Source organism: Natrinema longum (assembly GCF_017352095.1).
Lineage (GTDB): Archaea > Halobacteriota > Halobacteria > Halobacteriales > Natrialbaceae > Natrinema > Natrinema longum.
Genome location: NZ_CP071463.1, coordinates 2,900,629 through 2,919,871 on the forward strand (window position 1 = coordinate 2,900,629; position 19,243 = coordinate 2,919,871).

Genomic DNA, 19,243 nt, shown 5'->3' on the forward strand with positions numbered 1-19,243 from the left:
TCTCTACCGCTCGGTGAATGATCTATTTATAAACATAACAGGGGAACACAAAGCATTTAATAGATGGTGCGCAACCAACGTCTGGAGTAGCATGACAACTACAAGAAAACAACTTATCGGGATCACACTGTCGCTGATGATGGTGCTATCCGTGTTCGCTGCTGTGCCGGTTTCGGCACAGGAGTCGGGCGCGAATGCATCTCTCGACGCGTCAGTCGATGATGCGACTGTGGCCCCTGGCGAAGAAGTAGAGATTACCTATACCCTGGAGAATACTGGGGATGAGGACGGAACGGCAACTGGTATCGAACTGAGCGAGCTTCCCTCCGATTGGGACGTGACGTCTGACAGCAGCGACTGGCAGAGCGGTTCCCAGTCGTGGCTCAGCACGTCCGAAACGGTCGCCGCTGGCGAGTCCTACGAGGTCTCCGCAACGGTTACCGTTGACGACAACGCTGCTGACGGAGACTACGACATCGCTGCAAACGGCTTCGTGACGCCGGACTCGAGCGATGACTCGACCGTCACGATCACCGTCGACAGCAGTGACGACGGCGACGACGGCGACGACGGCGACGACGGCGACGACTCCGACGAGAATGACTCCGACGATTACGACGTGTCCTTCGAGGACACGTCCGACCTCGCCGGTGACCTCGTCTGGAGCGGTCAGGAAGTCCGCGTTGGCGGCTTCGACGCTGGCGACACCGTCGTGCTCCGACAGAGCACTGGTGACAGCTCCTCCGACCCAGCAAACCAGCTGACTGCTGACGAGGACGGCTATATCACGTTCGACACCAGCGGCGAGGACACGGGTCAGTACTTCATCAACGACCGGGACAACATGTTCGACATCCTGGTCCAGGAGTTCGACACCGCCGAATTCGAGGCTGACACCGTCGACGACACGACCGACGACTTCGAACTCGAGTTCGAGTCCCGGCGTGCTGCCTACAACATCAACGTCTCTGCCGACGGTCTCGACGTCGATGAACTCGAGCACATCTTCGGAGACGACTTCGATGTCTCGGAGACGTACGACGATGACGAGATCGTCACGCTCGAAGGCGTCGAGGACGACACGTACGAGACGAACTTCACGAACATCGACGACGACGAGTACACCTTCGACTTCGAAGTGACCGACTCGACCGCCGAAGCCTCGGACACGGTCAACGTCACCGAAAGTGATGGTGCCGACCGCTCGATCGAGGGCAACCCGACCGGTGTCCAGGGTGACAACGTCGTCATCCCGATCGACACTGACGGTACCGACGCCAGCGTCATGCAGGTCGGTGACCACGTGGACAACAACTACGAAGTCGGTCTCGACATCGACTCCTCGGACCACGACGAGGACCAGTTCGGTATCTCGATGAACACCTACTTCGCTGGCACCGACGAGCTCGGTGACGACGAAGCGAACGTCTTCAACCCGATCTACCTCGAGGGCGAGGACGCAGGTGAGACCATCGACGACGTCGACGTCGAAGTCGCGTACACGAACATCACCGACGACGGTGACGGTCCGCTCAGCGACCGTCTCGGCGACGGTGACTACCTGGTCAACATCGGTAACGACTGGGAGTCCACCCCCGAAGACAACCACGCTGAAATCGACGACGAACAGGACACCGGCTTCGTGTTCCTCAACGAGCGAACCGCACCCGGCGAGATCGCGACTCACACCGCACCGAACAGTGACTCCGTAGACAACCTCGAAGACTTCGAGGACGAAGACACGACGGTCACGCAGACGTCGACCATCGCGCAGGAGGACCACCTCCTCGTGACGGTCGAGGATCTCGGCATGACCGGCGTCTTCGCTGACACGAATAACGGCGACGACGTCACCGAGGAGCTCGCCAACGCAGGCGTCTCCTTCGAGATGGAGCAGGAAGACCCCGGTACGAACCGGGATCCACAGATCCTGAACCTCACGGGCGATGACGACGCCGACCAGCTCGACGTCGTCGCGGTCAACGGTGACTCCACGGATTACAACGGCAGCCAGCTCATCCTCGTCGTCGAGGACGCTGGTAACAACCTCATGTGGGACGACGAGGATTACATCGCGAACCTCACCGTCACCGAGGACAACCCGTACATCGACGACGAGGACGACGAAGTCTCCTCGGAAACCACGGTCACGCTCGAAGAGCGTAACATCGAGTGGACCGACAGCGCTGAAGAAGTGCCCGCAACCGATGGTGCAACCATCGAGGGTGACACGAACGTCGCCCCCGGCACGGAACTGCGAACGCGTGTCCGTGCGGAAGGGACCTTCACCGACACCGCTGACGGAATGGTCATGAGCGATGACGGTGACCGGCACTTCGTCGCCGAATACGACTTCGGCGACTACGAGCCCGGGACTGAGTTCACGCTCCGCGCAAGCGACGTTGTCTCGAACAACGGCGCTGGCGAGAACGAAATCGACTCGGTCCTCATCGCGGCGACCGAACCGCAGCCGTTCAACTACGACGTCGCCACCGACCCGGCCGAACCCGTGGCTGGTGACGACGTGAGCGGTACGGTCACTGCTGAGAACACCAACAACGACACCGTCTCCGAGAACGTCCAGTTCGTCTTCGACGGCGACGAACTGTACAACGACACCGTCGAACTCGAGGGCGGTGCCTCCGAGACGATCGTCGACGCAACCCTCCTCGAAAACGCTTCGGCTGACGACTACGAGTGGGAACTGATCGTCGACGGCGAAACCCAGCAGGACGGTACGCTGACGGTCGCCGAAGACTCCGGCAAGGACGATTCCGGCTCGAGCGACTCCGGCTCGGACGACTCCGGCTCGGACGACTCTGGCTCGGACGACTCCGGCTCGGACGACTCCGGCTCGGACGACTCCGGCTCGGACGACTCCGGCGACGACACGACGCCCGGCTTCGGTGTCGGCGTCGCTCTCGTCGCGCTGCTCGGCGCTGCCATGCTGGCACTCCGCCGTCAGAACTAAGTCGTAACACTACCGGCTCACGCCGGCCCTGATATTCGCGGTTTTCTTTTATCGACCGTTACACGATTACCGGCAGGTCTCCCGATCGAGTCGACCGTTGACGAGGTCTGGTTCGAAACACGGTCACTGCCGTCCGCAGCCCGTGGATCACGGGTGGGCTGTACGATGAGTCAATCGATGAGTACGGAGTCGAGTGCTCAAACGGGACGCGCTCGGTAGTGGAGTCGTCGCCTCCGTACGGAGGCCGGTCGGTCTTGCGAGCACACCGAGGTGTGGACTAGTACCGTGCGACGAATAGAGGTCCGTGGATCCGGACTCACGATCCGGTGTAGTGGTCGTTCGCGAGCTACGGTCTTCGGGAGCGCCCAGTTCTCCGGAGCGTCCGAACGCGACGGCGGACCGTAGAACCCCGACCCACACGCTCGAGCGCGCGGCGATAGCGGAGAAGAGTTAGTCGTCTGCGGCAGCGGCTTCCGCGTCCGCGACGCTCGAGTCGGCTCGCTCGAGGTTCTCGAGGTATTCGTCGGCGTCCAGTGCGGCTTTCGACCCCATCCCGGCGGCGGTCACGGCCTGCTGGTAGTGATAGTCGACGACGTCGCCAGCGCCGAAGATGCCGGGGACGTCGGTTTCGGTCTGGCCGCCACCCTCGCCGCCCGTGGTCTTCAGGTAGCCGTCGGCGTCGGTTTCGACGCCGGTGCCCTCGAGATAGTCGGTGTTGGGCGTGTGGCCGATCGCGAAGAAGACCGCGCCGACGTCGAACTCGAACTCCTCGGTTTCGGGGTCGTCGAGGCGGTCGGTGGGGTGGCCCTGCTCGTTTTCGACGAGGGTGACGTGGTCGACGCCCTCCGCCTGGGAGCCGTGGATCTCGATCAGTTCGGTGTTCTTCATGATCTCGATCTCGCCGCTTTCGACCTTCTCGTGGACGCGGTCGATCCAGTAGTCCTCCGCGCGGAACTCCTCGCGGCGGTGGGCGATGTAGACGGTATCGGCGAACTTCGTGAGGAAGGTTGCTTCCTCCATGGCGGCGTCGCCGCCGCCGACAACGAGCATGTCCTCGCCGCGGAAGAACGCGCCGTCACAGGTCGCACACGTCGAGAGACCGTAGCCCATGAGTTCGTCCTCGCCGGGGATACCGAGAGTTCGGGCGCTGGCACCCGAGGCCGCGATGACGGCGTCGGCGGTGTAGACGTCGCCGTTCGTGAGTTCGACGCGGAACGGCCGACTCGAGTCATCGACCGACTCGATGATGCCGTTTTGTAGCTCCGCGCCGAACTGTTTGGCCTGCTCTTTCATGTTGTTGACCAGCTCCGGACCGCCGATGCCGTCGGGGAAACCTGGGTAGTTAGCGACGTCGGTGGTCAGGGTAAGTTGGCCGCCGGGTTCGTCGCCTTCGATGACCAGGGGCTCGTTGTTCGATCGGCCGGCGTAGATAGCGGCGGTCAGACCGGCGATGCCGGTGCCGGCGATGATCAGTTTGCGATGCTCGACGATTTCCTCGTCGGTTTCCGTGGCGATGCCGAGTTTCTCGTCGAGTTCGCCCGTCTCGTTCAGCGCGGCGGTGTCGTCCCAGCCGCCGATCAGCTCGTCGTCGATGAACACTTCGGGGGCGGTCTGGCGACCGTCCGCGCGCTCGACCATCTCCTCGAAGCGTTCGTCGTCGCCGGTGACGTTGTACGTCTCGTACTCGACTGCCTTGCTGTCGAAGAGGTCCTTGGCCTTCTCGCAATACGGACAGTCCGTTTTAGTATAGATTTCGACGCGTGGCTGATCGGTCATGGGTCACGTTTGGGAGAGAGCGACTAAACCCCTTGTGTTCTCAGCAATCGCTCCCCCTCGCGAGGACGGCCGTCCGTTCTCGATTCGGTCAGTATCTAGTAGCAACTGAACCGATTTACACACTGATCGCAACGCTGTCGTGCGACCAGGAGTGCAATGACTTTCAGTGGCTACTATAGCGGGGTTGCTCGAGCGAATTCGAGCACGACGTTTTGCTCCGATCCGAATCGGATCGGAGAGTGTACGAGCTGGCTGGCAGTCAGCGGGGACGAGTCGGCCCCGACCAGCGACGACGAGAAGCAGCCGAGACGACGCACTTACGAACGCGAACGACCTGGATCGACCATGGCAGCGGATCTCGAGGAAAAGACGGACCGCTATGGCGAACTGCTCGCGGAGGCGCTTGAGGCGGCCACGATAGCGCCTCCTGAGGGGACGCCGATGGCCGAAGCGGCCGCCGACTGCTACGAGATGGCGTCGTCGTATCTAGAGGATGGGAATCACTTCCGGGAGCAAGCCGACTTGGTCAATGCACTCGCATCGTTTTCGTACGGGCACGCGTGGCTCGACGCCGGGGCCCGAGTCGGGCTGTTCGATGTGCCGAGAGAGGGTCACCTCTTTACTGTCGAGTGAGTTGGACGGCGTGTCGGATCGATCCCGCCTCCTCTCCCGCAGATTCCAAACGATTAATCACTATGTAACCGGAACCTATATAATAGCAAATCCAGTTAGTTTATAAAGTAGGCGAAACGTTTATATGCTTTACGACCTTACCCTATGTTAGCCGAGGCGACCGGGTTTCTTCTGGATTACCCCACCCGGGAGCCCCGAGTAACCCACCCGACACAATGACAGATACGAGCATCCGAACCTACACGAACGAACGAGAGACCGAGACGGAAACCGAAGACGAAACGACGTCGGTGACCGACGAGCAAGAGCACTGTCCGGAATGTGGCGGCCGACTGATCTCCGACGACGAACACGCCGAAACGGTCTGTACGGACTGTGGACTCGTCGTCGAGGAAGACGAGATCGATCGTGGCCCCGAATGGCGAGCGTTCGACGCCGCCGAAAAGGACGAAAAGTCCCGCGTCGGTGCGCCGACGACGAACATGATGCACGACCAGGGGCTCTCGACGAACATCGGCTGGCAGGACAAGGACGCCTACGGCCGCTCGCTCTCGAGCCGCCAGCGCCAGAAGATGCAGCGCCTGCGCACCTGGAACGAGCGATTCCGCACTCGCGACTCCAAGGAACGCAACCTGAAGCAGGCACTCGGCGAGATCGACCGGATGGCCTCCGCGCTCGGGCTCCCCGAGAACGTCCGCGAGACCGCGTCGGTCATCTACCGTCGCGCACTCGAGGAGGATCTGCTGCCAGGCCGTTCGATCGAAGGCGTCGCGACCGCGTCGCTGTATGCCGCCGCCCGCCAGGCCGGGACCCCGCGTAGCCTCGACGAGATCTCGGCCGTCTCCCGCGTCGAGAAGATGGAGTTGACCCGTACGTACCGCTACATCATCCGGGAACTCGGCCTCGAAGTCAAGCCGGCAGACCCCGAACACTACGTTCCCCGGTTCGTCAGCGACCTCGATCTCTCCGACGAGACCGAGCGGATGGCCCGCGACCTGCTCGAGTCGGCCCGTCAGGAGGGCGTCCACAGCGGCAAGTCGCCGGTCGGCCTCGCTGCCGCGGCAGTGTACGCCGCCGCGCTCTTGACCAACGAGAAAGTCACCCAAAACGAGGTCAGCGACGTCGCGAGCATCTCCGAAGTCACCATCCGAAACCGGTACAAGGAACTGCTCGAGGCATCGGACACGGCTGCACCCGCGTAAACGAGGAACTACCGTCGCGTCGACATCTGTCGGTCCGCAAACGCGGGTGGCGTTTCCGGTCGAACGGAACTGCGACAAAGCTTTTCATGTCTCGTGTGAAAGGGAGTGCCATGGACCAGACGACCGTCCAACTGTTGTGTCCAGAGTGTGCGAAAGACTGGCAGGTGTCTCCGGACGAACTCCCCGCGGCCGCCGAAATGTTTCACTGCCCGAACTGTCATGCCTCTCGTCGGACCGCGGAATTCATGCGAACGGATCGCGATCTACAGACGCTGAAACAACTCGGATAGGCTGCTGTCTCGATTTCGAGGGCAGTTCCGATAGCAGCGTTTTGAACCCGTCGTTCTCGCAGTACCTACAGTTTCGGTCCCCGGAGGGAGCGTGTTCGGATGGTGTCTGAAAGAGCTGGTTACTGTGGTAAATACGATCGTAACACGCTGTTATGATACTGTTTTCTTCACGTAGGAGGGGCGTTCGAATCGTTTCGATCGATGATACTCCGGTCAGCAGGGCGGGACAGCGTGTTAACGCGACTCAAGATAATAATATAACCCTGCAGTGGATAGGATTGCATGGTTATGAAGAAACAGGAGCTCATTCACCTTCACGGCCTTCTTGCGGAGGTATCCAATCAGTGTGCCGAGTGGGACGATTGTCAGATCGACCTCGAAACGTACGAATCGAAGGGGATCCGGCCGACATCCATTCACAAGTCGAAAACCGACCACAAAGCCGCTGTTTTTGCACTCGCTGGCGGGATCACGAAGAACATGCGCGAAGAAGAGCAGGAAGCAGTCCCCGCCACCGCGGACTGAGATTCTCGTCGTATCCTCGGATAGATCGACACGACAACTGGCGAGACTGCGTCCGATACACGGAGCCACGAGTCAACGGCAGTCCCTTCTCACATCACGGGTGCCAAGAAAGACGAACGGCTACTGATTATTCGACGAGGTCTTCGAACTCGGGGAGGATCTCCTCGTCGTCGGCGTCGTCGTCACTGGCGTCTGGGGTGGGAGTCGTCTCCGTCCGGTCGGTATCCGACGACTCGTCGGTCTCGTCCGTTTCGTCGTCGGCGTCTTCGTCTTCGAGGATGTCGATCTGCGTGACTTCGAGCGGGATGTTCTCGAGGCGTTGCCCGATCTCTTTGCGTGCGATACGCGAGGCGTGCTCCTCCCGCTCGACGTTGAAGACGGTCATCTCCAGTTCGAGCGCGACGAGCGCTTCGTCGGCCGCGATAAACGCCGGTGGGAGCTCCTCACCCGATGGGGACGTCCGCTCGCCCATGTTGATTTCGACGTAGTTGAGGTCAGGGTTCAACATTTCGCCGGTCTTCGAAATGGCAATACGGATCGCTTCGTCTTCCGTTTCAACGTCGAATACCGGCACGGCAGCTTCGACGACGACCCTGCAATTCATACATAATCATTGTATCGCCTCCAGTAAGAAGGTTCGCCCCAACGGCTGCACGCCCGCTCTGGCTCCCGTGGACGCCCGACAGCGTCGTCTCGCTCGCCCGGTCCGAAAGGCAAAAGCCCACCCCGTCGAAGGGGCAAGCGAATGGCAACCGGGACGATCCCACTCGACGAACTCGCCGGCGGACTCGATCTGTATCGAACGCTCGAGAGCGGGCAGAGCTACCTGTGGCGACGGGAGGACGGCGACATGTACACCGATACGCCGGCCCCCGGAACGTGGTATTCGACGGTCGTCGACGGGGCGGTGATCCGGGTCCGGACTCGCGATGGTCGCCTCGAGTGGGAGTCGACGGCCGACGCCGAGCCGACCGTGCGCAGGCTGTTGGGTCTCGACGACGACCTCGAGGCGATCGTCGCGGCCGGACCGGACGATCCCCTGCTCGCGGAGGCCTACGAGGCCCATCGGGGGATGCGAATCGTTCAGGATCCGCCCTTCGGGACGTTGATCTCGTTCATCTGTTCGGCACAGATGCGAGTCGGTCGCATTCACACGATGGTGTCGACGCTGGCCCGCGAGTACGGCGACGAGATCGCGTTCGACGGTCGGACCTATCGCGCGTTCCCGACGCCGGCGCAACTCGCGACCGCGACCGAAAGCGACCTCCGCGAGCTGGGCCTCGGCTATCGGGCCCCCTACGTCGTCCGGACCGCCGAGATGGTTGCCAGCGGCGACGCCGATCCGGCCGACGCACGGGACCTCGAGTACGAGTCGGCTCGGGAGTATCTGACCCAGTTCGTCGGCGTCGGTGACAAGGTCGCCGACTGTGTCCTCCTCTTTTCGCTCGGGTTCGACGAGGCCGTGCCGCTGGATACCTGGATCAAGTCCGCGATCGAGGAGTACTATCCGGACTGCGATCGGGGCTCCTACGCCGAAACGTCGCGGGCGATTCGCGAGCGCTTCGGGAACGAGCACGCCGGCTACGCCCAGACGTACGTCTTCCACCACTTGCGAACCGGCAACTGAGTCTCCCTGTTGCACCGGCGGCTGAGGACGGGCGGACTCGTACGAACTCGAGATAACAGTCATTGTGCTGAGGGATCGAGCGGACGGTAGTGAGCGACAGGCCGGATACCGTTGTCACTCGAGTCCCCTCGAGAGCGACTCGCTCGAGGCTCACTCGAACTGGGCGGTGTCGCCCCGCCGGTACCGGTCGACCCGCCGATAGCCGTGGACGGTTGCGTCGGTGTCGAGTTCGATCTCGTAGCGCCCGATGATGTCCTGGGTGTCGGGAACGGCTCGGCGTTCGACGACTTCGACGACGGACCGCCAGCCGTCGTCTGTCGGCGAGATTTCGCTGACGCCGTCGAACTCGTGGCCGATGAGCTGACTCGCCGTCGACTGGACCGTCTGTCGGACCGCGAGCACGCCGGCGATCTCTTCCCGATCGGTATCGACGTCGGCGTCGACCTCGTCGGGGTCGGTCATCTCCTCGGCGGTCATGGTAGCCGTCCCGCGGGATCGCGGCTCCTCGATGTCGCCGGATTCGGCCTGTTCGTCCGCCTGTTCCTCCTCTTGGGCTGCCTGACTGTCGCTCACTGTTGGATCACTCTCGTCGTGTTGGTAGCAGAAGCCGTCCTCTCGCGCCGGCCGCGAGCAGCGCTCGCCGTCCGTGGTGAGGGCCTTGCACTGCTCCTGTGATTGCGTGTCGGCTTCGGCCATTGGTCTGAATTCGTGCTCCGTGTCGTCGGACTCGGTCGCCGATGGACCGTGTGGGTCGGTTCCGTCGCTTTGCGTCGCTCAGATCGTCTCGGCGATCTGCGTTCGCAGCTCGTCGATGTCGCCCTCGCCGTCCCCTGCCATCTTCGGTGCGAGCACGTCGGTGAAGACGTTGGTCAGCGTCTCGTCGCCGAACTCCCCGGCCTCCCGGGGCTCGCCCTGGCCGTCGAAGACGGCAAGCCCTTTCGCGGCGGTGATCGCGGCACGGGTCCCGACCACGATCTCGAGTTCGTCCCGAAGCGCTCGCGTCGTTTCGACGACGCTCGCGATGTCGTCCGCGGAGAGGTCGACGTGTGTGGCGACGATCTCGCGTTCGGTTTCCGCGTCGTAGTAGTCGACGTGGACGCCGACGAACCGGTCGAGCAGCGCGTCCTGTTGTTCGTGGACGCCGGCGTACTCGGCGTCGTTCGACGTGAGGATCGCCCGGAATTCCGGATGGATGTCGATCGTCCGGTCCTCGCCGCGTTTGCCGGGTCGCTCCAGAACGCCCTCCTCGAACACCGACAGCAAGACGTTGTGAGCGGCGGGATCGCTTCGCGAGAACTCGTTGTAGACGAGCGTCGCGCCCTCCCGGACGGCGACAGACAGCGGGTTGTCCACCCACCGCTCGCGGACGATCTGGGTCTTCTTGTCGACGCCGCCGACGTATCGGTCGTGTTCTTCGTAGCGTTCGCCGCCGGCGTGGGTGCCCACGAGTGCGGCGGTGTCGACTGCCTCGTCACCGTTGAGCCAGACGACCGGCCGACCGCGTTCGGCGGCGGCCGACAGCGCGAGCGCCGTCTTGCCACAGCCCGTCGGCCCGATCAGGTGAATCGGCTGATCCGCCTCGAGCCAGCCCGTGATCCGCTCTTGGAGGGTCCGGACGGCGTCGGTCTCGACGAACGGCTCGGGCACGACCGTTTCGGGATCGGCGAGGGGGCTGTCATCGTGCCGTTCGCCGACGTTCGCTGCCGTTCGCGCGAGCTCTTTCTTCGCTCTGCGGCCTTCCTTCTGCTCGCGGCTGGCCCTGATCTTCTTTCCGCGGACCTTGCGCTTGCGCGAGGCGTCGTCAGCCATGGGGAGTTACTCCGCGGATTTCGGGGACGATTCCGCGCGGGGTTCGACCTCGAGCTCCTCGAGTTCCTCGAGGTCACCTTCCGCGGTGGCTTGCTCTATTTTCGCGATTTCCTCCGCGTAGTGGAGGAAGGTGTCGACCGAGGCGACCACGACGCGGGCCTCGATCGTTATGAGTTCGATCCCGACGACCGAGATTCGCGCCCAGATGTCGATAACGACGCCCTTGTCGAGGACGCGGTCCAGTACCTCCGCGAGACTCGAGGAGTCGGGTCTTCGTTGTGGTTGCGCCATGCAACGGACGTTGACTGGCAGTTCGTAACACGACTTGGACTGCGACTGCAAGCACGTCGGTCATCGGCGGTCAGTTAGCGTTCCTGTGACGCCGGTCGATGGGGGTCGCTGCTGTCCGACAAGACGGCGATCGAAAGCGTCCGGCCTCGACGATAAAACCAGCCGACGACGGCGACGTAGCCGAGCAGAAAGACCGGGAAGATGACCATCGGATCGAGCGACTGGAACTGCACGGCCGATGCGGTCGCCGTCCGTTCAACGCGGAGGAGTGATGCGATGACGCCGCCAGGTTCGCCGAAAAAGAGCGTCACCTCCGCAAAGTTGATTCCGACGTGAAGTCCGATAGGAAACGCCAACTCGCCGGACAACACGTACGCGAGCCCGAACAATCCGCCCATGACGGCGGTCATCGCGAGGGCGTATACGAGCCCAACTCCGTCCGGCTGGGACCCCAACGGACCGTGGAAAGCCCCATAGACGGCCGAACTGCTTGCCCACGCACCGATGAGCACGAAAGACGGTGGGAGTCCGCGAGCGGCCAACCCCTCGGCGGCGTTTGTGATAAACACGCCCCGAAACAGCGTCTCTTCCCAGAACCCGACGAGAACCCAGCCGGCGACCGCGACTCCCATGCCGACCACGAACGAATCGAACGCCCCGCTGGACAGGGTCTCGACGATCGTTATCGTCCCTCGCTGAGAGGCAACGCCAAACGCGATGCCGACGAGGAGAATACCGAGGCCGGTCCCGGCGATGACATCGACTGTCCAGGTCGGGGACAGCGAAAAGCCGTAGTCCGACACGTGTCGCCGGTCAACGTATCGAGCCAGGATACTGATCGTCATCAGGACGGCGATAACAGCCAAAGCGTGGCCCACTAACGGCTCGAAGACCGGAGGAATCGACGCCCGTTGGACGGCCAATGCACCCACAAGGCTACTGCCGACCGTCAAGACAGTGCCCAGAAGGAGACGCCATGAGGCACGCACGCGGCTGTCAGTCGTTCCACGAAGCACTCTTCGGACGATCGATCTCAGCGACGTATTCGGCTGCACTTGTACTCACGTCGACGTTGCAGATAGTGGTATACGTCGCTCCACAGTTTCAGGGACGGAAACTCTCCGGACTGAAAGATGAGCCGTCAGTGCTGGAACCGCACTCGAGCGTCCCCAGCCGTTTTCGGATTTCGGCGACTCGGCTCGGTGATACTGTCGGATGGAACGATCGAGTTACCACGACCAATGTCCGACCGGTGGGGACTACTCCCGCGGTACAACAGGAGAGGTTGCCGCGTGGCGACACCGCGATGTCGGCGCTCTCGTCGAGGACACGTGTGGCAAACGCTGCGACTGCAAGCAACACGATGAGGCGTCGGGCCAGCGAACGTCACGTGACGTGTTCTCGAGTCCCCGCGAATACTCTCACAGGCACCTCGTCTGCGAGGCGAGTGTCGATAGTTGCCGGGCAACTCGAGAGCGACTACCGATGCCATGATACGCCCACGTACTCGCCGTCGATCGAAGCCGTTCCCGCGTCCCCGAACACAACCGCCTGACGGTCGGTCGAGCGGGACGGCGATCGATCGCAACGCAGGCGGCGGCTCGTATCTAGACGTAGCGTCTCGCACACAAGCCCGAAGCCGAGAGCGGAGCGTGAGCGGACAATGACGGCGGCCAACCGATACGTCTACGGTATCGTCGACGGCGACACGGTCGAGTTCGAGACGGACGCCGTCGCCGGGGCCGAGCGCGTGTACACGATTTCCCACCGCCGACTCGGTGCCGTCGTCTCGGATATCGACACCACCGATCCGGAAGAGACGGACGAGGACGCCCAGCGTCACGACGACGTCCTCCGGGAGATCATGGATTACGACGGCGGGACGACCGTCGTTCCGATGCAGTTCGGCATGGCCTTCGAGAGCGACCGGGCGCTGAAGAACGTCTTGCGCGGTGCGAGGCCGGCGTTCAGGCGCGCGATGAACGACATCGAGGGGAAGATCGAACTCGGCCTCAAACTCGTGTGCGAGGCCGACGCCGACGTCGACCGCGAGGCGATCGAGACGGCGGTCGCCGACCTGCTCGAGCCGATCGCGACACAGTCGGTCGCGAACGATCTGTTCAGCGATCGGCTCGTCCTGAACCGCTCGTATCTCGTCGCGGAATCCGACCGTGAACGCTTCGACGACGCGATCGCCCGCTTCGAGGACGAGCACGACGACCTCATGGTCAAGTACACGGGTCCGTTCGCGCCGTACAGTTTCGTCGACGTGAAAATCGGAGCCCAGCAATAACCATGTTCGTCCTCGACGACCTCCTGTTTCGACCGTTCGTCGGTATCATCGACGCGCTTCACACGATCGCGCTCGACGAGCTGTACGACGTGGACGCCCTCGAGGACGAACTCAAGGAGAACCAGCTGTTGTACGAACTCGGCGAACGCTCCGAGGCGGAGTATCGCCGCCGCAAGGAGGAACTCGAGGCGGAACTCGAGATCGCCCGTGACGTCCACGAGCGGCTCTCGAGTGGCCGCGTGGAGGTAAAACGATAATGAGCGATAGGGTCCCGCCGGACGACCGCGACGAATCGGACGACGACCACCGATCCGACGACAGTCGGATCGACGACGACGAGCACTGGCTCTCGAGCCTGCTGTCCGCGCTCGAATCGCTCGAGAGCGGGTCGACATCGACCTCGGGGCGTCGGCGGGGCGATCGGGCGATCTTCGATTACGACATCTCGATTCGCTCCGGTGACGACCTTTCGGCGGACGACTCGCCACTCGGTAGCACCCCGTCCGGTGGCGAAGAGCGACGAGGCCGTGACGGCGATCGGTCGCGAACGCGCCGCATCCGATCGTCGGGCCCCTCGAGCGACCACACCGTGTCGACCCGTCGCTACGACGACGAACTGGTCGTCACCGCGGATGTCGCCGGTGCCGATCCGGACGACGTGACGGTCGGCTTCGACGAGTCGATGCTGGTCATCGCCGTCGAGGGACGCGAACTCGATCGTATCGAGATCCCCTGGCGAGAGAACTCCTCGGAGGCGATGATGAAAAACGGCGTGCTCACCGTCCGGGTCAGGCCGGGGACGGCGGAGAGCGAGGACGGTGACGAGACGGCGGAAACAGGGGCGGACGAAACCACGGAGGACGAACCGTGAGCGACGCCGAGCCCGGGGACAGGTTCGACGCGTTGCTCGAGGACGCCGAAGCGGGCCTCGACCGACTCGAAACGGCCCTCGGCGAGAACGAGGTGATCGGTGACCTCGACGACGAGACCCTCGAGACCGTCGTGGGCGACGTCGAGACCCTCGTGCGGGTCGCCGAGGAGACCGTCGAACTGCTGGAGGTGATGGATCTGAGCGAGCTGCCGGACGCGGTCGACGGGGACGAACTCCTCGAGGCGATCGAACTCGGCGAGATTCCGGACGTGCTGGCGAACGAGGACGAGGGCGTGAGCGATCTCGCCGACGTCACGGCGCTGTTCGACGCGATCGACCTGCTAAACGCCTGGAACGCCGCGGACCTGGGCGACATCTGGCAGGAGAAAGGCGAGCTCGAGGACGCGCTGGACGACCTCGAGGACGGTGACGACGCCGGGATGGTCGAAGACGCGGTCTCGGACGTCGTGACCGGCGACGAGGACGGTGGCGGACTGGTCGGCGACGACGAGGACGGGGTCCTCGGCACTGGAATGGACGCCGGCTCCGCAGCCAAAGAGGCGCTGGGCGACGTCGACGTCGCCGAGGATCCGGAGGCCTATCAGGTCGCCATCCAGCAGCAGGCGATGCGCGGAATCGACGCCTTCCGGACGGCGCTGCTCGAGACCCACGAAACGTTCGAGCGACTCTACGAGTTCAACCGCGAGAAGATGCGGACCGAGGACACGAGCACGAACTCGCGGAACCCGACGGCGTCGTCGACGATCCCCACCGACCGACGCGATCTCGGCGGCGGAGCCCGCTACTCGACGGTCCCCCAGGACGTCAAGCTCTCGACGGCCCCTAGCCGGACGCGGATCTACGGCCGTCGGTTCGAACTCGAGCGAGAGCGACAGCGGCGAAACGACTGAGCTACCACCATGACCGATCTACTGAACCGACGCGTACGCGGCCGCGAGGTGAGCCCGACGACCGACTCGGAGCGAGGAGTACCCGACACCGGAGGTGAGCCCGATGGTACATGACTTCCAGCCCAGCCGCCAGAAGACCGACCTCGCGGAAGTGGTCGAAATGCTGCTGGACAAGGGGATCGTCATCAACGCCGACATCGCCGTCTCGATCGGCGACACGCAACTGCTCGGCGTCCAGGTTCGGGCCGCGATCGCCTCCTTCGAGACGGCGGCGAAGTACGGCCTCGAGTTCCCCGAGGGAACGGACATGCGCCGGGTCGCCGAAGCAGCCGGGGATCCCGAACTCGCCGAAGTGGACCGGCCGAACCCGGTGATCGACCCGACGAGAGGCGTCAACGTCACGGCCGACGAGTCGGAGACGGATCGTAAGCGGAGTGACGCGAGCGAGAGCGACGACGGTTCGACGGATTCCAGCGGGCGTAGCTCGGCTGTCGGTGACGAGGAGCGGGTGAGCGCGCACCTCGGTGCCAGACCGAATCCGGACCGTCCCACCAGCGGCGGCTTCGAGCTACTCAGTGACGAGTCGGGGTCCGACGCGGAATCGGGTGACGAGGCGGGATCGGAGACCGACTCGAGCGACGACGGGGCGGAATCGCCCGACGAGTCCGAAACCGGCGAGGGAGCGCCGGAAGCAGCGGCGGAATCGGAGGACGAGGAGCCGTGACGGCGATCGACGTCGGCGACGGCGAGGACGCACGCGACGGGCTGATGACGCTGGTCGTCGCCGTCGTCGAGATCCTGATCGAAGCCCTCGAGCGGGAGGCGGTTCGCCGCATGGAGTCGGGGAACCTCTCCGAGGAGGAGATCGAGCGACTCGGCACGCAACTCGCGAGGATCGAGGCCGAAATCGACCGGCTCAAAGCCGACGAGGGGATCGAAAGCGGCGTCGACGATCTCCGGAGCGATCTGGACGGCCTGGTCAACGACGCGATCGAACAGCTCCAGGGCGAACCGACGAGCGTGCAACAACCCGGCTACTCCGTGTTCGGAGGTGACGACGAGTGAGCGACCACGGCTCCGACGCTCCTGGCGAACGCCTCGGGGCACTCGAGGACCAGGCGACCGACGAGCCGACCGACGCACCGACGATCGACGAGGGGCGCTACCTCTACTGTATCGTCCGGGCCGACGAGGCGACCGCCCTCGAGACGACCGGCGTCGACGACGAACCCGTCTCGATCGTCGTCGAGGGCGACATCGGCGCGGTCGTCCACGCGTGTGACGGGCTCTACGACTCGGCGGATCTCGCACAGATCAGGCGGTGGCTCGTCCGCCACCAGACGGTCGTCGACGACGCCGGGCGGGCATTCGGGACCCCGATCCCGTTCCAGTTCGACACGATCCTCCGGGGTGACGACGACGGCGTCCGCGAGTGGCTCCGCGAGGAGTCGGACACCCTCGAGCGGGCCCTCTCCGAACTGGCCGGCCACTGGGAATATCGCGTCGAGGTCGTCGAAGTCGACCCGATCAGTGACGAGGCGCTGATCGAACGCGACGACCGCTTGCGCGAACTCGACGAGCAGATCGGCGACTCTCAGGAGGGGACCGCGTTCCTGCTCGAAAAGCAATTCGAGCAGCGGTTGACGGAACTCCGGGCTGCTCGACGGGAGTCACTGACCGCGGACCTCGAACGGCGGTTGGCCACCGAGGCGCGCGAAGTCCACGCGCTCGAGCGGTCACCGAGTGCGAAACTCTCGAACGACGTGGCCGGTAGCGGTTCGGAAACTGACGCCGACGACGGCGAGACCCTCTGTCGGCTCACGCTGTTGGCCCACGAGGACGACGAGGAAGCGATCGGCTCGATACTCGACGACGTGGCCGCAAACGAGGGCCTCGAGGTTCGGTTTACGGGACCGTGGCCGCCGTATACCTTCGCGCCGGAACTGGGCGGTGACGACGACGGGGACGCGTCCCCGACCGACCACGCGAACCCACAGCCATGAGACCGCGACGGGACGACGAGGCGCTCGTCGACGTCCTCGACGTGTTGCTCAGAGACGGTGCGATCCTCCGAGCGGACGTCATCGTCTCAGTTGCCGATATCCCGCTGCTGGGACTCAAACTCACGGCGGCGATCGCCGGCATGGAGACGATGAACGAGTACGGCCTCTTCGAGGAGTGGGACACCGATCGACGACTAGCGGGAATCAGCCGCCGTCAGAACGACGACCGCGAGCAGAACGGGGCATTCGACGACCCGACCGAGCTCGGTATCGGCAGTACTCACGACGGTGTCGAAGCGGGCGACGAATCGGAGAACTGACGGAGAACTCGAGCGGCGAGAATCACACCTGTCTTCGATTCGGGAGAGCGAACGGGTCGGCCACGCCCCCGAACGGGGGCCGACCGTCAGGCGTACTTCGGGCGTTCCGTCGTTTGTTCGACGTCGCCCGTGACGGTCTCCTCGTCGCTGTCGTCGTCGTAGACGTACTGACCGGTCGCCCCACAGAGGGTACACTCGTAGGTCTCGGAGATCTCGTTGATCATCTCGCCGTCCTCGAAGTAGACGCGACTCTGCGTGATCTGCAAGAACTGAGGGGTCTCGCAGTTAGTGCAGGTGATCATACCCGTTCGATAGCCGTCACCGGTTGTAGTTATCCGGCTTGTAACCGAAAGGAGCGGGAGACTATCACGTTCTTACCGGGACGTCGATCGCTTCGCTGGCGATCGGCGGGTCCGGAGACGATCCACGGCGGCTCGAGCCCGAAACCTCGCGAGTAATAACTACATAACCGCGTGACAGCGTCGGCATCGACGACGACGGTTCGACGTCGCGTTTCCCTAACGAAAACCGATTTTTCTCGATGAAATACGTTGTTAGATCCACGCACATACTGGCGGACACGACCACGGACCCTGCCAGTGGCGGCGTCAGGGGAGCGAGGGTCGGTGCGATCGCGCTGGGACGGTGGCGTCGATCGGCTCGTGGCCGGCACCCTCAGTCGCCGTCCGTGACCGACGAGTCTAGCGGATCGATGGTGATTCGCTTTCCCGTCCTCGCTGCCTCGTATGCCGCTTCGGTCAGTGCCGTCACCCGGAGGGCGTCGCGGACCGTCGCCGGCGGTTCGGTCCCCTGCCTGACGCTCTCGAGGAAGGCGTCGGCGCGGGACGGCTCGCCGTGGGGATCGATATACGGGGCGTACTCGCCGGCGTCGGAATCGATCTCGAGGACGGTTCGAGACCCCCACTGGATCCCCTCGAGATAGACCGCACCCTGCTGGTCCCACAGGTGGACGTGTTCACGCACCGACGGCACGTCACCGTGAAACGAGAACGTGCCGGTCGCGCCGTTCGCGAACTCGACGTCGAGGTGGGCACGACGGTCGATCCGCCCGTCGTCGTCGTGAAAGTCCATGCTCGCGGCGACGGACGCCGGCTCGAGACCGGTCGTCCAGAGGACACCGTCGAGGACGTGACTCCCCGTATCGTACAGGAACCCCCCGCCCGACAGCTCCGGCTCGAGCCGCCAGGTTCCCCGCGAGTCGTCGATCCAGTCCTGTGTGATCGACGCGGTCAGCCACCGTGGCTCGTGCTCGAGAAACCGCTCGCGGGCCGTCCGAAACGCGGCTTGTAGGTGTCGCTGATAGCCGACCATCACCGTCAGGTCGGTCCGGTCGGCTCGCCGGGCGAGATCACGGGCGCGCTCGAGGTCGGTCGTCAGCGGCTTGTCACAGTAGACGTGACAGCCCCGCTCGAGGGCGGCGACGACCTGGTCGTAATGCAGCGTGTGGGGTGTCCCCACGAGGACCGCGTCGACCGACGCGTCCTCGAGCATCGCCGTGTAGTCGGCGTACCGGCGGTCGTCGGGAACGTCGAGGGTCCGGCCGACCCCCTCGAGGCGGTCAGCATCGAGATCGCAAATCGCCTCGACGGTTGCGTTCGGGTGGCGGTGGAACTGGCTGCCGACGGTCGTCCCGATGTAGCCGAGTCCGACGATTCCGAGACGAGTCGGGGGGTGTGCTGTCCCGTGGCTCATGTCACGTA

Annotated in this window: 22 protein-coding genes; 14 read left to right on the plus strand and 8 right to left on the minus strand. The window is 63.7% G+C overall.

What is annotated here, in order from left to right:
* Window positions 1–139 precede the first annotated feature (139 nt).
* Window positions 140–2,971, plus strand: a complete 2,832-nt coding sequence (locus J0X27_RS14285; protein WP_242634246.1) for a COG1470 family protein — start codon at window positions 140–142, stop codon at window positions 2,969–2,971.
* 450 nt (window positions 2,972–3,421) lie between these two features.
* Here J0X27_RS14285 and J0X27_RS14290 read toward each other — a convergent pair whose 3' ends face one another.
* The gene (locus tag J0X27_RS14290) at window positions 3,422–4,747 is read right to left on the minus strand and encodes an FAD-dependent oxidoreductase (protein WP_207269836.1); all 1,326 of its coding nucleotides are present in this window, start codon (window positions 4,745–4,747) and stop codon (window positions 3,422–3,424) included.
* 345 nt (window positions 4,748–5,092) lie between these two features.
* Between J0X27_RS14290 and J0X27_RS14295 the strand changes: the two genes are divergently transcribed.
* From J0X27_RS14295 to J0X27_RS14310, 4 genes are all read left to right on the plus strand, one after another.
* Window positions 5,093–5,380, plus strand: a complete 288-nt coding sequence (locus tag J0X27_RS14295; RefSeq protein ID WP_207269837.1) for a DUF357 domain-containing protein — start codon at window positions 5,093–5,095, stop codon at window positions 5,378–5,380.
* Window positions 5,381–5,595: 215 nt separating this feature from the next.
* Window positions 5,596–6,582, plus strand: coding sequence for a transcription initiation factor IIB (locus J0X27_RS14300; protein WP_207269838.1), 987 nt, complete (start codon window positions 5,596–5,598; stop codon window positions 6,580–6,582).
* A gap of 110 nt (window positions 6,583–6,692) precedes the next feature.
* Entirely contained in the window at window positions 6,693–6,872 is a 180-nt protein-coding gene (locus J0X27_RS14305; RefSeq protein ID WP_097380021.1) for a DUF7836 family putative zinc-binding protein, read from the plus strand.
* A 288-nt stretch (window positions 6,873–7,160) separates the two neighbouring features.
* Entirely contained in the window at window positions 7,161–7,397 is a 237-nt protein-coding gene (locus tag J0X27_RS14310; protein ID WP_097381615.1) for a UPF0058 family protein, read from the plus strand.
* Between the two features lie 127 nt (window positions 7,398–7,524).
* Here J0X27_RS14310 and J0X27_RS14315 read toward each other — a convergent pair whose 3' ends face one another.
* Complete coding sequence (locus tag J0X27_RS14315; RefSeq protein WP_207269839.1) at window positions 7,525–8,001, minus strand: DUF555 domain-containing protein; 477 nt, start codon at window positions 7,999–8,001, stop codon at window positions 7,525–7,527.
* Window positions 8,002–8,142: 141 nt separating this feature from the next.
* Here J0X27_RS14315 and J0X27_RS14320 point away from each other — a divergent pair, with 141 nt between their 5' ends.
* On the plus strand, window positions 8,143–9,024 hold the full coding sequence (locus tag J0X27_RS14320; protein ID WP_207269840.1) for a DNA-3-methyladenine glycosylase family protein: 882 nt from the start codon (window positions 8,143–8,145) through the stop codon (window positions 9,022–9,024).
* A gap of 150 nt (window positions 9,025–9,174) precedes the next feature.
* On the opposite strand, the gene gvpO is transcribed toward J0X27_RS14320, so the two are convergent.
* From gvpO to J0X27_RS14340, 4 genes are all read right to left on the minus strand, one after another.
* Entirely contained in the window at window positions 9,175–9,720 is a 546-nt protein-coding gene (gvpO, locus tag J0X27_RS17985) for a gas vesicle protein GvpO, halophile-type (protein ID WP_224214558.1), read from the minus strand.
* Window positions 9,721–9,798: 78 nt separating this feature from the next.
* Window positions 9,799–10,833, minus strand: a complete 1,035-nt coding sequence (gvpN, locus tag J0X27_RS14330; RefSeq protein ID WP_207269841.1) for a gas vesicle protein GvpN — start codon at window positions 10,831–10,833, stop codon at window positions 9,799–9,801.
* 6 nt (window positions 10,834–10,839) lie between these two features.
* Complete coding sequence (gene gvpA, locus J0X27_RS14335) at window positions 10,840–11,124, minus strand: gas vesicle protein GvpA (protein ID WP_207269842.1); 285 nt, start codon at window positions 11,122–11,124, stop codon at window positions 10,840–10,842.
* A gap of 74 nt (window positions 11,125–11,198) precedes the next feature.
* Window positions 11,199–11,969, minus strand: coding sequence for a CPBP family intramembrane glutamic endopeptidase (locus J0X27_RS14340; protein WP_207269843.1), 771 nt, complete (start codon window positions 11,967–11,969; stop codon window positions 11,199–11,201).
* Window positions 11,970–12,787: 818 nt separating this feature from the next.
* On the opposite strand from J0X27_RS14340, the gene J0X27_RS14345 reads away from it, so the two are divergent.
* The 8 genes from J0X27_RS14345 (at window position 12,788) to gvpM (ending at window position 17,522) form a co-directional block, all read left to right on the plus strand.
* Window positions 12,788–13,417 (plus strand): GvpL/GvpF family gas vesicle protein, encoded by a 630-nt coding sequence (locus J0X27_RS14345; protein WP_207269844.1) that lies wholly within the window; start codon window positions 12,788–12,790, stop codon window positions 13,415–13,417.
* Between the two features lie 2 nt (window positions 13,418–13,419).
* Entirely contained in the window at window positions 13,420–13,674 is a 255-nt protein-coding gene (gene gvpF, locus J0X27_RS14350) for a gas vesicle protein GvpF (protein ID WP_207269845.1), read from the plus strand.
* Window positions 13,674–14,288 (plus strand): Hsp20/alpha crystallin family protein, encoded by a 615-nt coding sequence (locus J0X27_RS14355; protein WP_207269846.1) that lies wholly within the window; start codon window positions 13,674–13,676, stop codon window positions 14,286–14,288. The genes gvpF and J0X27_RS14355 overlap by 1 nt, the downstream gene beginning before the upstream one ends.
* Window positions 14,285–15,199, plus strand: a complete 915-nt coding sequence (locus tag J0X27_RS14360; protein WP_207269847.1) for a hypothetical protein — start codon at window positions 14,285–14,287, stop codon at window positions 15,197–15,199. Before J0X27_RS14355 ends, J0X27_RS14360 begins: the two co-directional genes overlap by 4 nt.
* Window positions 15,200–15,302: 103 nt before the next feature.
* Window positions 15,303–15,923 carry a gas vesicle protein GvpJ gene (gene gvpJ, locus J0X27_RS14365; protein ID WP_207269848.1) on the plus strand — a complete coding sequence of 207 codons (621 nt, stop codon included), beginning with the start codon at window positions 15,303–15,305 and terminating at the stop codon, window positions 15,921–15,923.
* The gene (locus J0X27_RS14370; RefSeq protein ID WP_207269849.1) at window positions 15,920–16,264 is read left to right on the plus strand and encodes a gas vesicle protein K; all 345 of its coding nucleotides are present in this window, start codon (window positions 15,920–15,922) and stop codon (window positions 16,262–16,264) included. Before gvpJ ends, J0X27_RS14370 begins: the two co-directional genes overlap by 4 nt.
* A complete protein-coding gene (gvpL, locus tag J0X27_RS14375; RefSeq protein ID WP_207269850.1) occupies window positions 16,261–17,202 on the plus strand; it encodes a gas vesicle protein GvpL in 942 nt (313 codons plus the stop codon). The genes J0X27_RS14370 and gvpL overlap by 4 nt, the downstream gene beginning before the upstream one ends.
* Window positions 17,199–17,522 (plus strand): gas vesicle protein GvpM, encoded by a 324-nt coding sequence (gene gvpM, locus J0X27_RS14380; RefSeq protein ID WP_207269851.1) that lies wholly within the window; start codon window positions 17,199–17,201, stop codon window positions 17,520–17,522. Before gvpL ends, gvpM begins: the two co-directional genes overlap by 4 nt.
* An 86-nt stretch (window positions 17,523–17,608) precedes the next feature.
* On the opposite strand, the gene J0X27_RS14385 is transcribed toward gvpM, so the two are convergent.
* Together J0X27_RS14385 and J0X27_RS14390 are read right to left on the minus strand one after the other, a co-directional pair.
* The gene (locus J0X27_RS14385) at window positions 17,609–17,824 is read right to left on the minus strand and encodes a hypothetical protein (RefSeq protein WP_207269852.1); all 216 of its coding nucleotides are present in this window, start codon (window positions 17,822–17,824) and stop codon (window positions 17,609–17,611) included.
* Between the two features lie 373 nt (window positions 17,825–18,197).
* Window positions 18,198–19,235, minus strand: coding sequence for a Gfo/Idh/MocA family protein (locus J0X27_RS14390; protein WP_207269853.1), 1,038 nt, complete (start codon window positions 19,233–19,235; stop codon window positions 18,198–18,200).
* Window positions 19,236–19,243 lie beyond the last annotated feature (8 nt).

What these genes read in the sequence shown, in the direction of transcription:
- J0X27_RS14285 (WP_242634246.1), top strand. Translation starts at nt 140, where the DNA reads ATGGTGCTATCCGTGTTCGCTGCTGTGCCGGTTTCGGCACAGGAGTCG.
- J0X27_RS14290 (WP_207269836.1), bottom strand. Translation starts at nt 4,747, where the DNA reads ATGACCGATCAGCCACGCGTCGAAATCTATACTAAAACGGACTGTCCG.
- J0X27_RS14295 (WP_207269837.1), top strand. Translation starts at nt 5,093, where the DNA reads ATGGCAGCGGATCTCGAGGAAAAGACGGACCGCTATGGCGAACTGCTC.
- J0X27_RS14300 (WP_207269838.1), top strand. Translation starts at nt 5,596, where the DNA reads ATGACAGATACGAGCATCCGAACCTACACGAACGAACGAGAGACCGAG.
- J0X27_RS14305 (WP_097380021.1), top strand. Translation starts at nt 6,693, where the DNA reads ATGGACCAGACGACCGTCCAACTGTTGTGTCCAGAGTGTGCGAAAGAC.
- J0X27_RS14310 (WP_097381615.1), top strand. Translation starts at nt 7,161, where the DNA reads ATGAAGAAACAGGAGCTCATTCACCTTCACGGCCTTCTTGCGGAGGTA.
- J0X27_RS14315 (WP_207269839.1), bottom strand. Translation starts at nt 8,001, where the DNA reads ATGAATTGCAGGGTCGTCGTCGAAGCTGCCGTGCCGGTATTCGACGTT.
- J0X27_RS14320 (WP_207269840.1), top strand. Translation starts at nt 8,143, where the DNA reads ATGGCAACCGGGACGATCCCACTCGACGAACTCGCCGGCGGACTCGAT.
- gvpO (WP_224214558.1), bottom strand. Translation starts at nt 9,720, where the DNA reads ATGGCCGAAGCCGACACGCAATCACAGGAGCAGTGCAAGGCCCTCACC.
- gvpN (WP_207269841.1), bottom strand. Translation starts at nt 10,833, where the DNA reads ATGGCTGACGACGCCTCGCGCAAGCGCAAGGTCCGCGGAAAGAAGATC.
- gvpA (WP_207269842.1), bottom strand. Translation starts at nt 11,124, where the DNA reads ATGGCGCAACCACAACGAAGACCCGACTCCTCGAGTCTCGCGGAGGTA.
- J0X27_RS14340 (WP_207269843.1), bottom strand. Translation starts at nt 11,969, where the DNA reads ATGACGATCAGTATCCTGGCTCGATACGTTGACCGGCGACACGTGTCG.
- J0X27_RS14345 (WP_207269844.1), top strand. Translation starts at nt 12,788, where the DNA reads ATGACGGCGGCCAACCGATACGTCTACGGTATCGTCGACGGCGACACG.
- gvpF (WP_207269845.1), top strand. Translation starts at nt 13,420, where the DNA reads ATGTTCGTCCTCGACGACCTCCTGTTTCGACCGTTCGTCGGTATCATC.
- J0X27_RS14355 (WP_207269846.1), top strand. Translation starts at nt 13,674, where the DNA reads ATGAGCGATAGGGTCCCGCCGGACGACCGCGACGAATCGGACGACGAC.
- gvpJ (WP_207269848.1), top strand. Translation starts at nt 15,303, where the DNA reads ATGGTACATGACTTCCAGCCCAGCCGCCAGAAGACCGACCTCGCGGAA.
- gvpM (WP_207269851.1), top strand. Translation starts at nt 17,199, where the DNA reads ATGAGACCGCGACGGGACGACGAGGCGCTCGTCGACGTCCTCGACGTG.
- J0X27_RS14385 (WP_207269852.1), bottom strand. Translation starts at nt 17,824, where the DNA reads ATGATCACCTGCACTAACTGCGAGACCCCTCAGTTCTTGCAGATCACG.
- J0X27_RS14390 (WP_207269853.1), bottom strand. Translation starts at nt 19,235, where the DNA reads ATGAGCCACGGGACAGCACACCCCCCGACTCGTCTCGGAATCGTCGGA.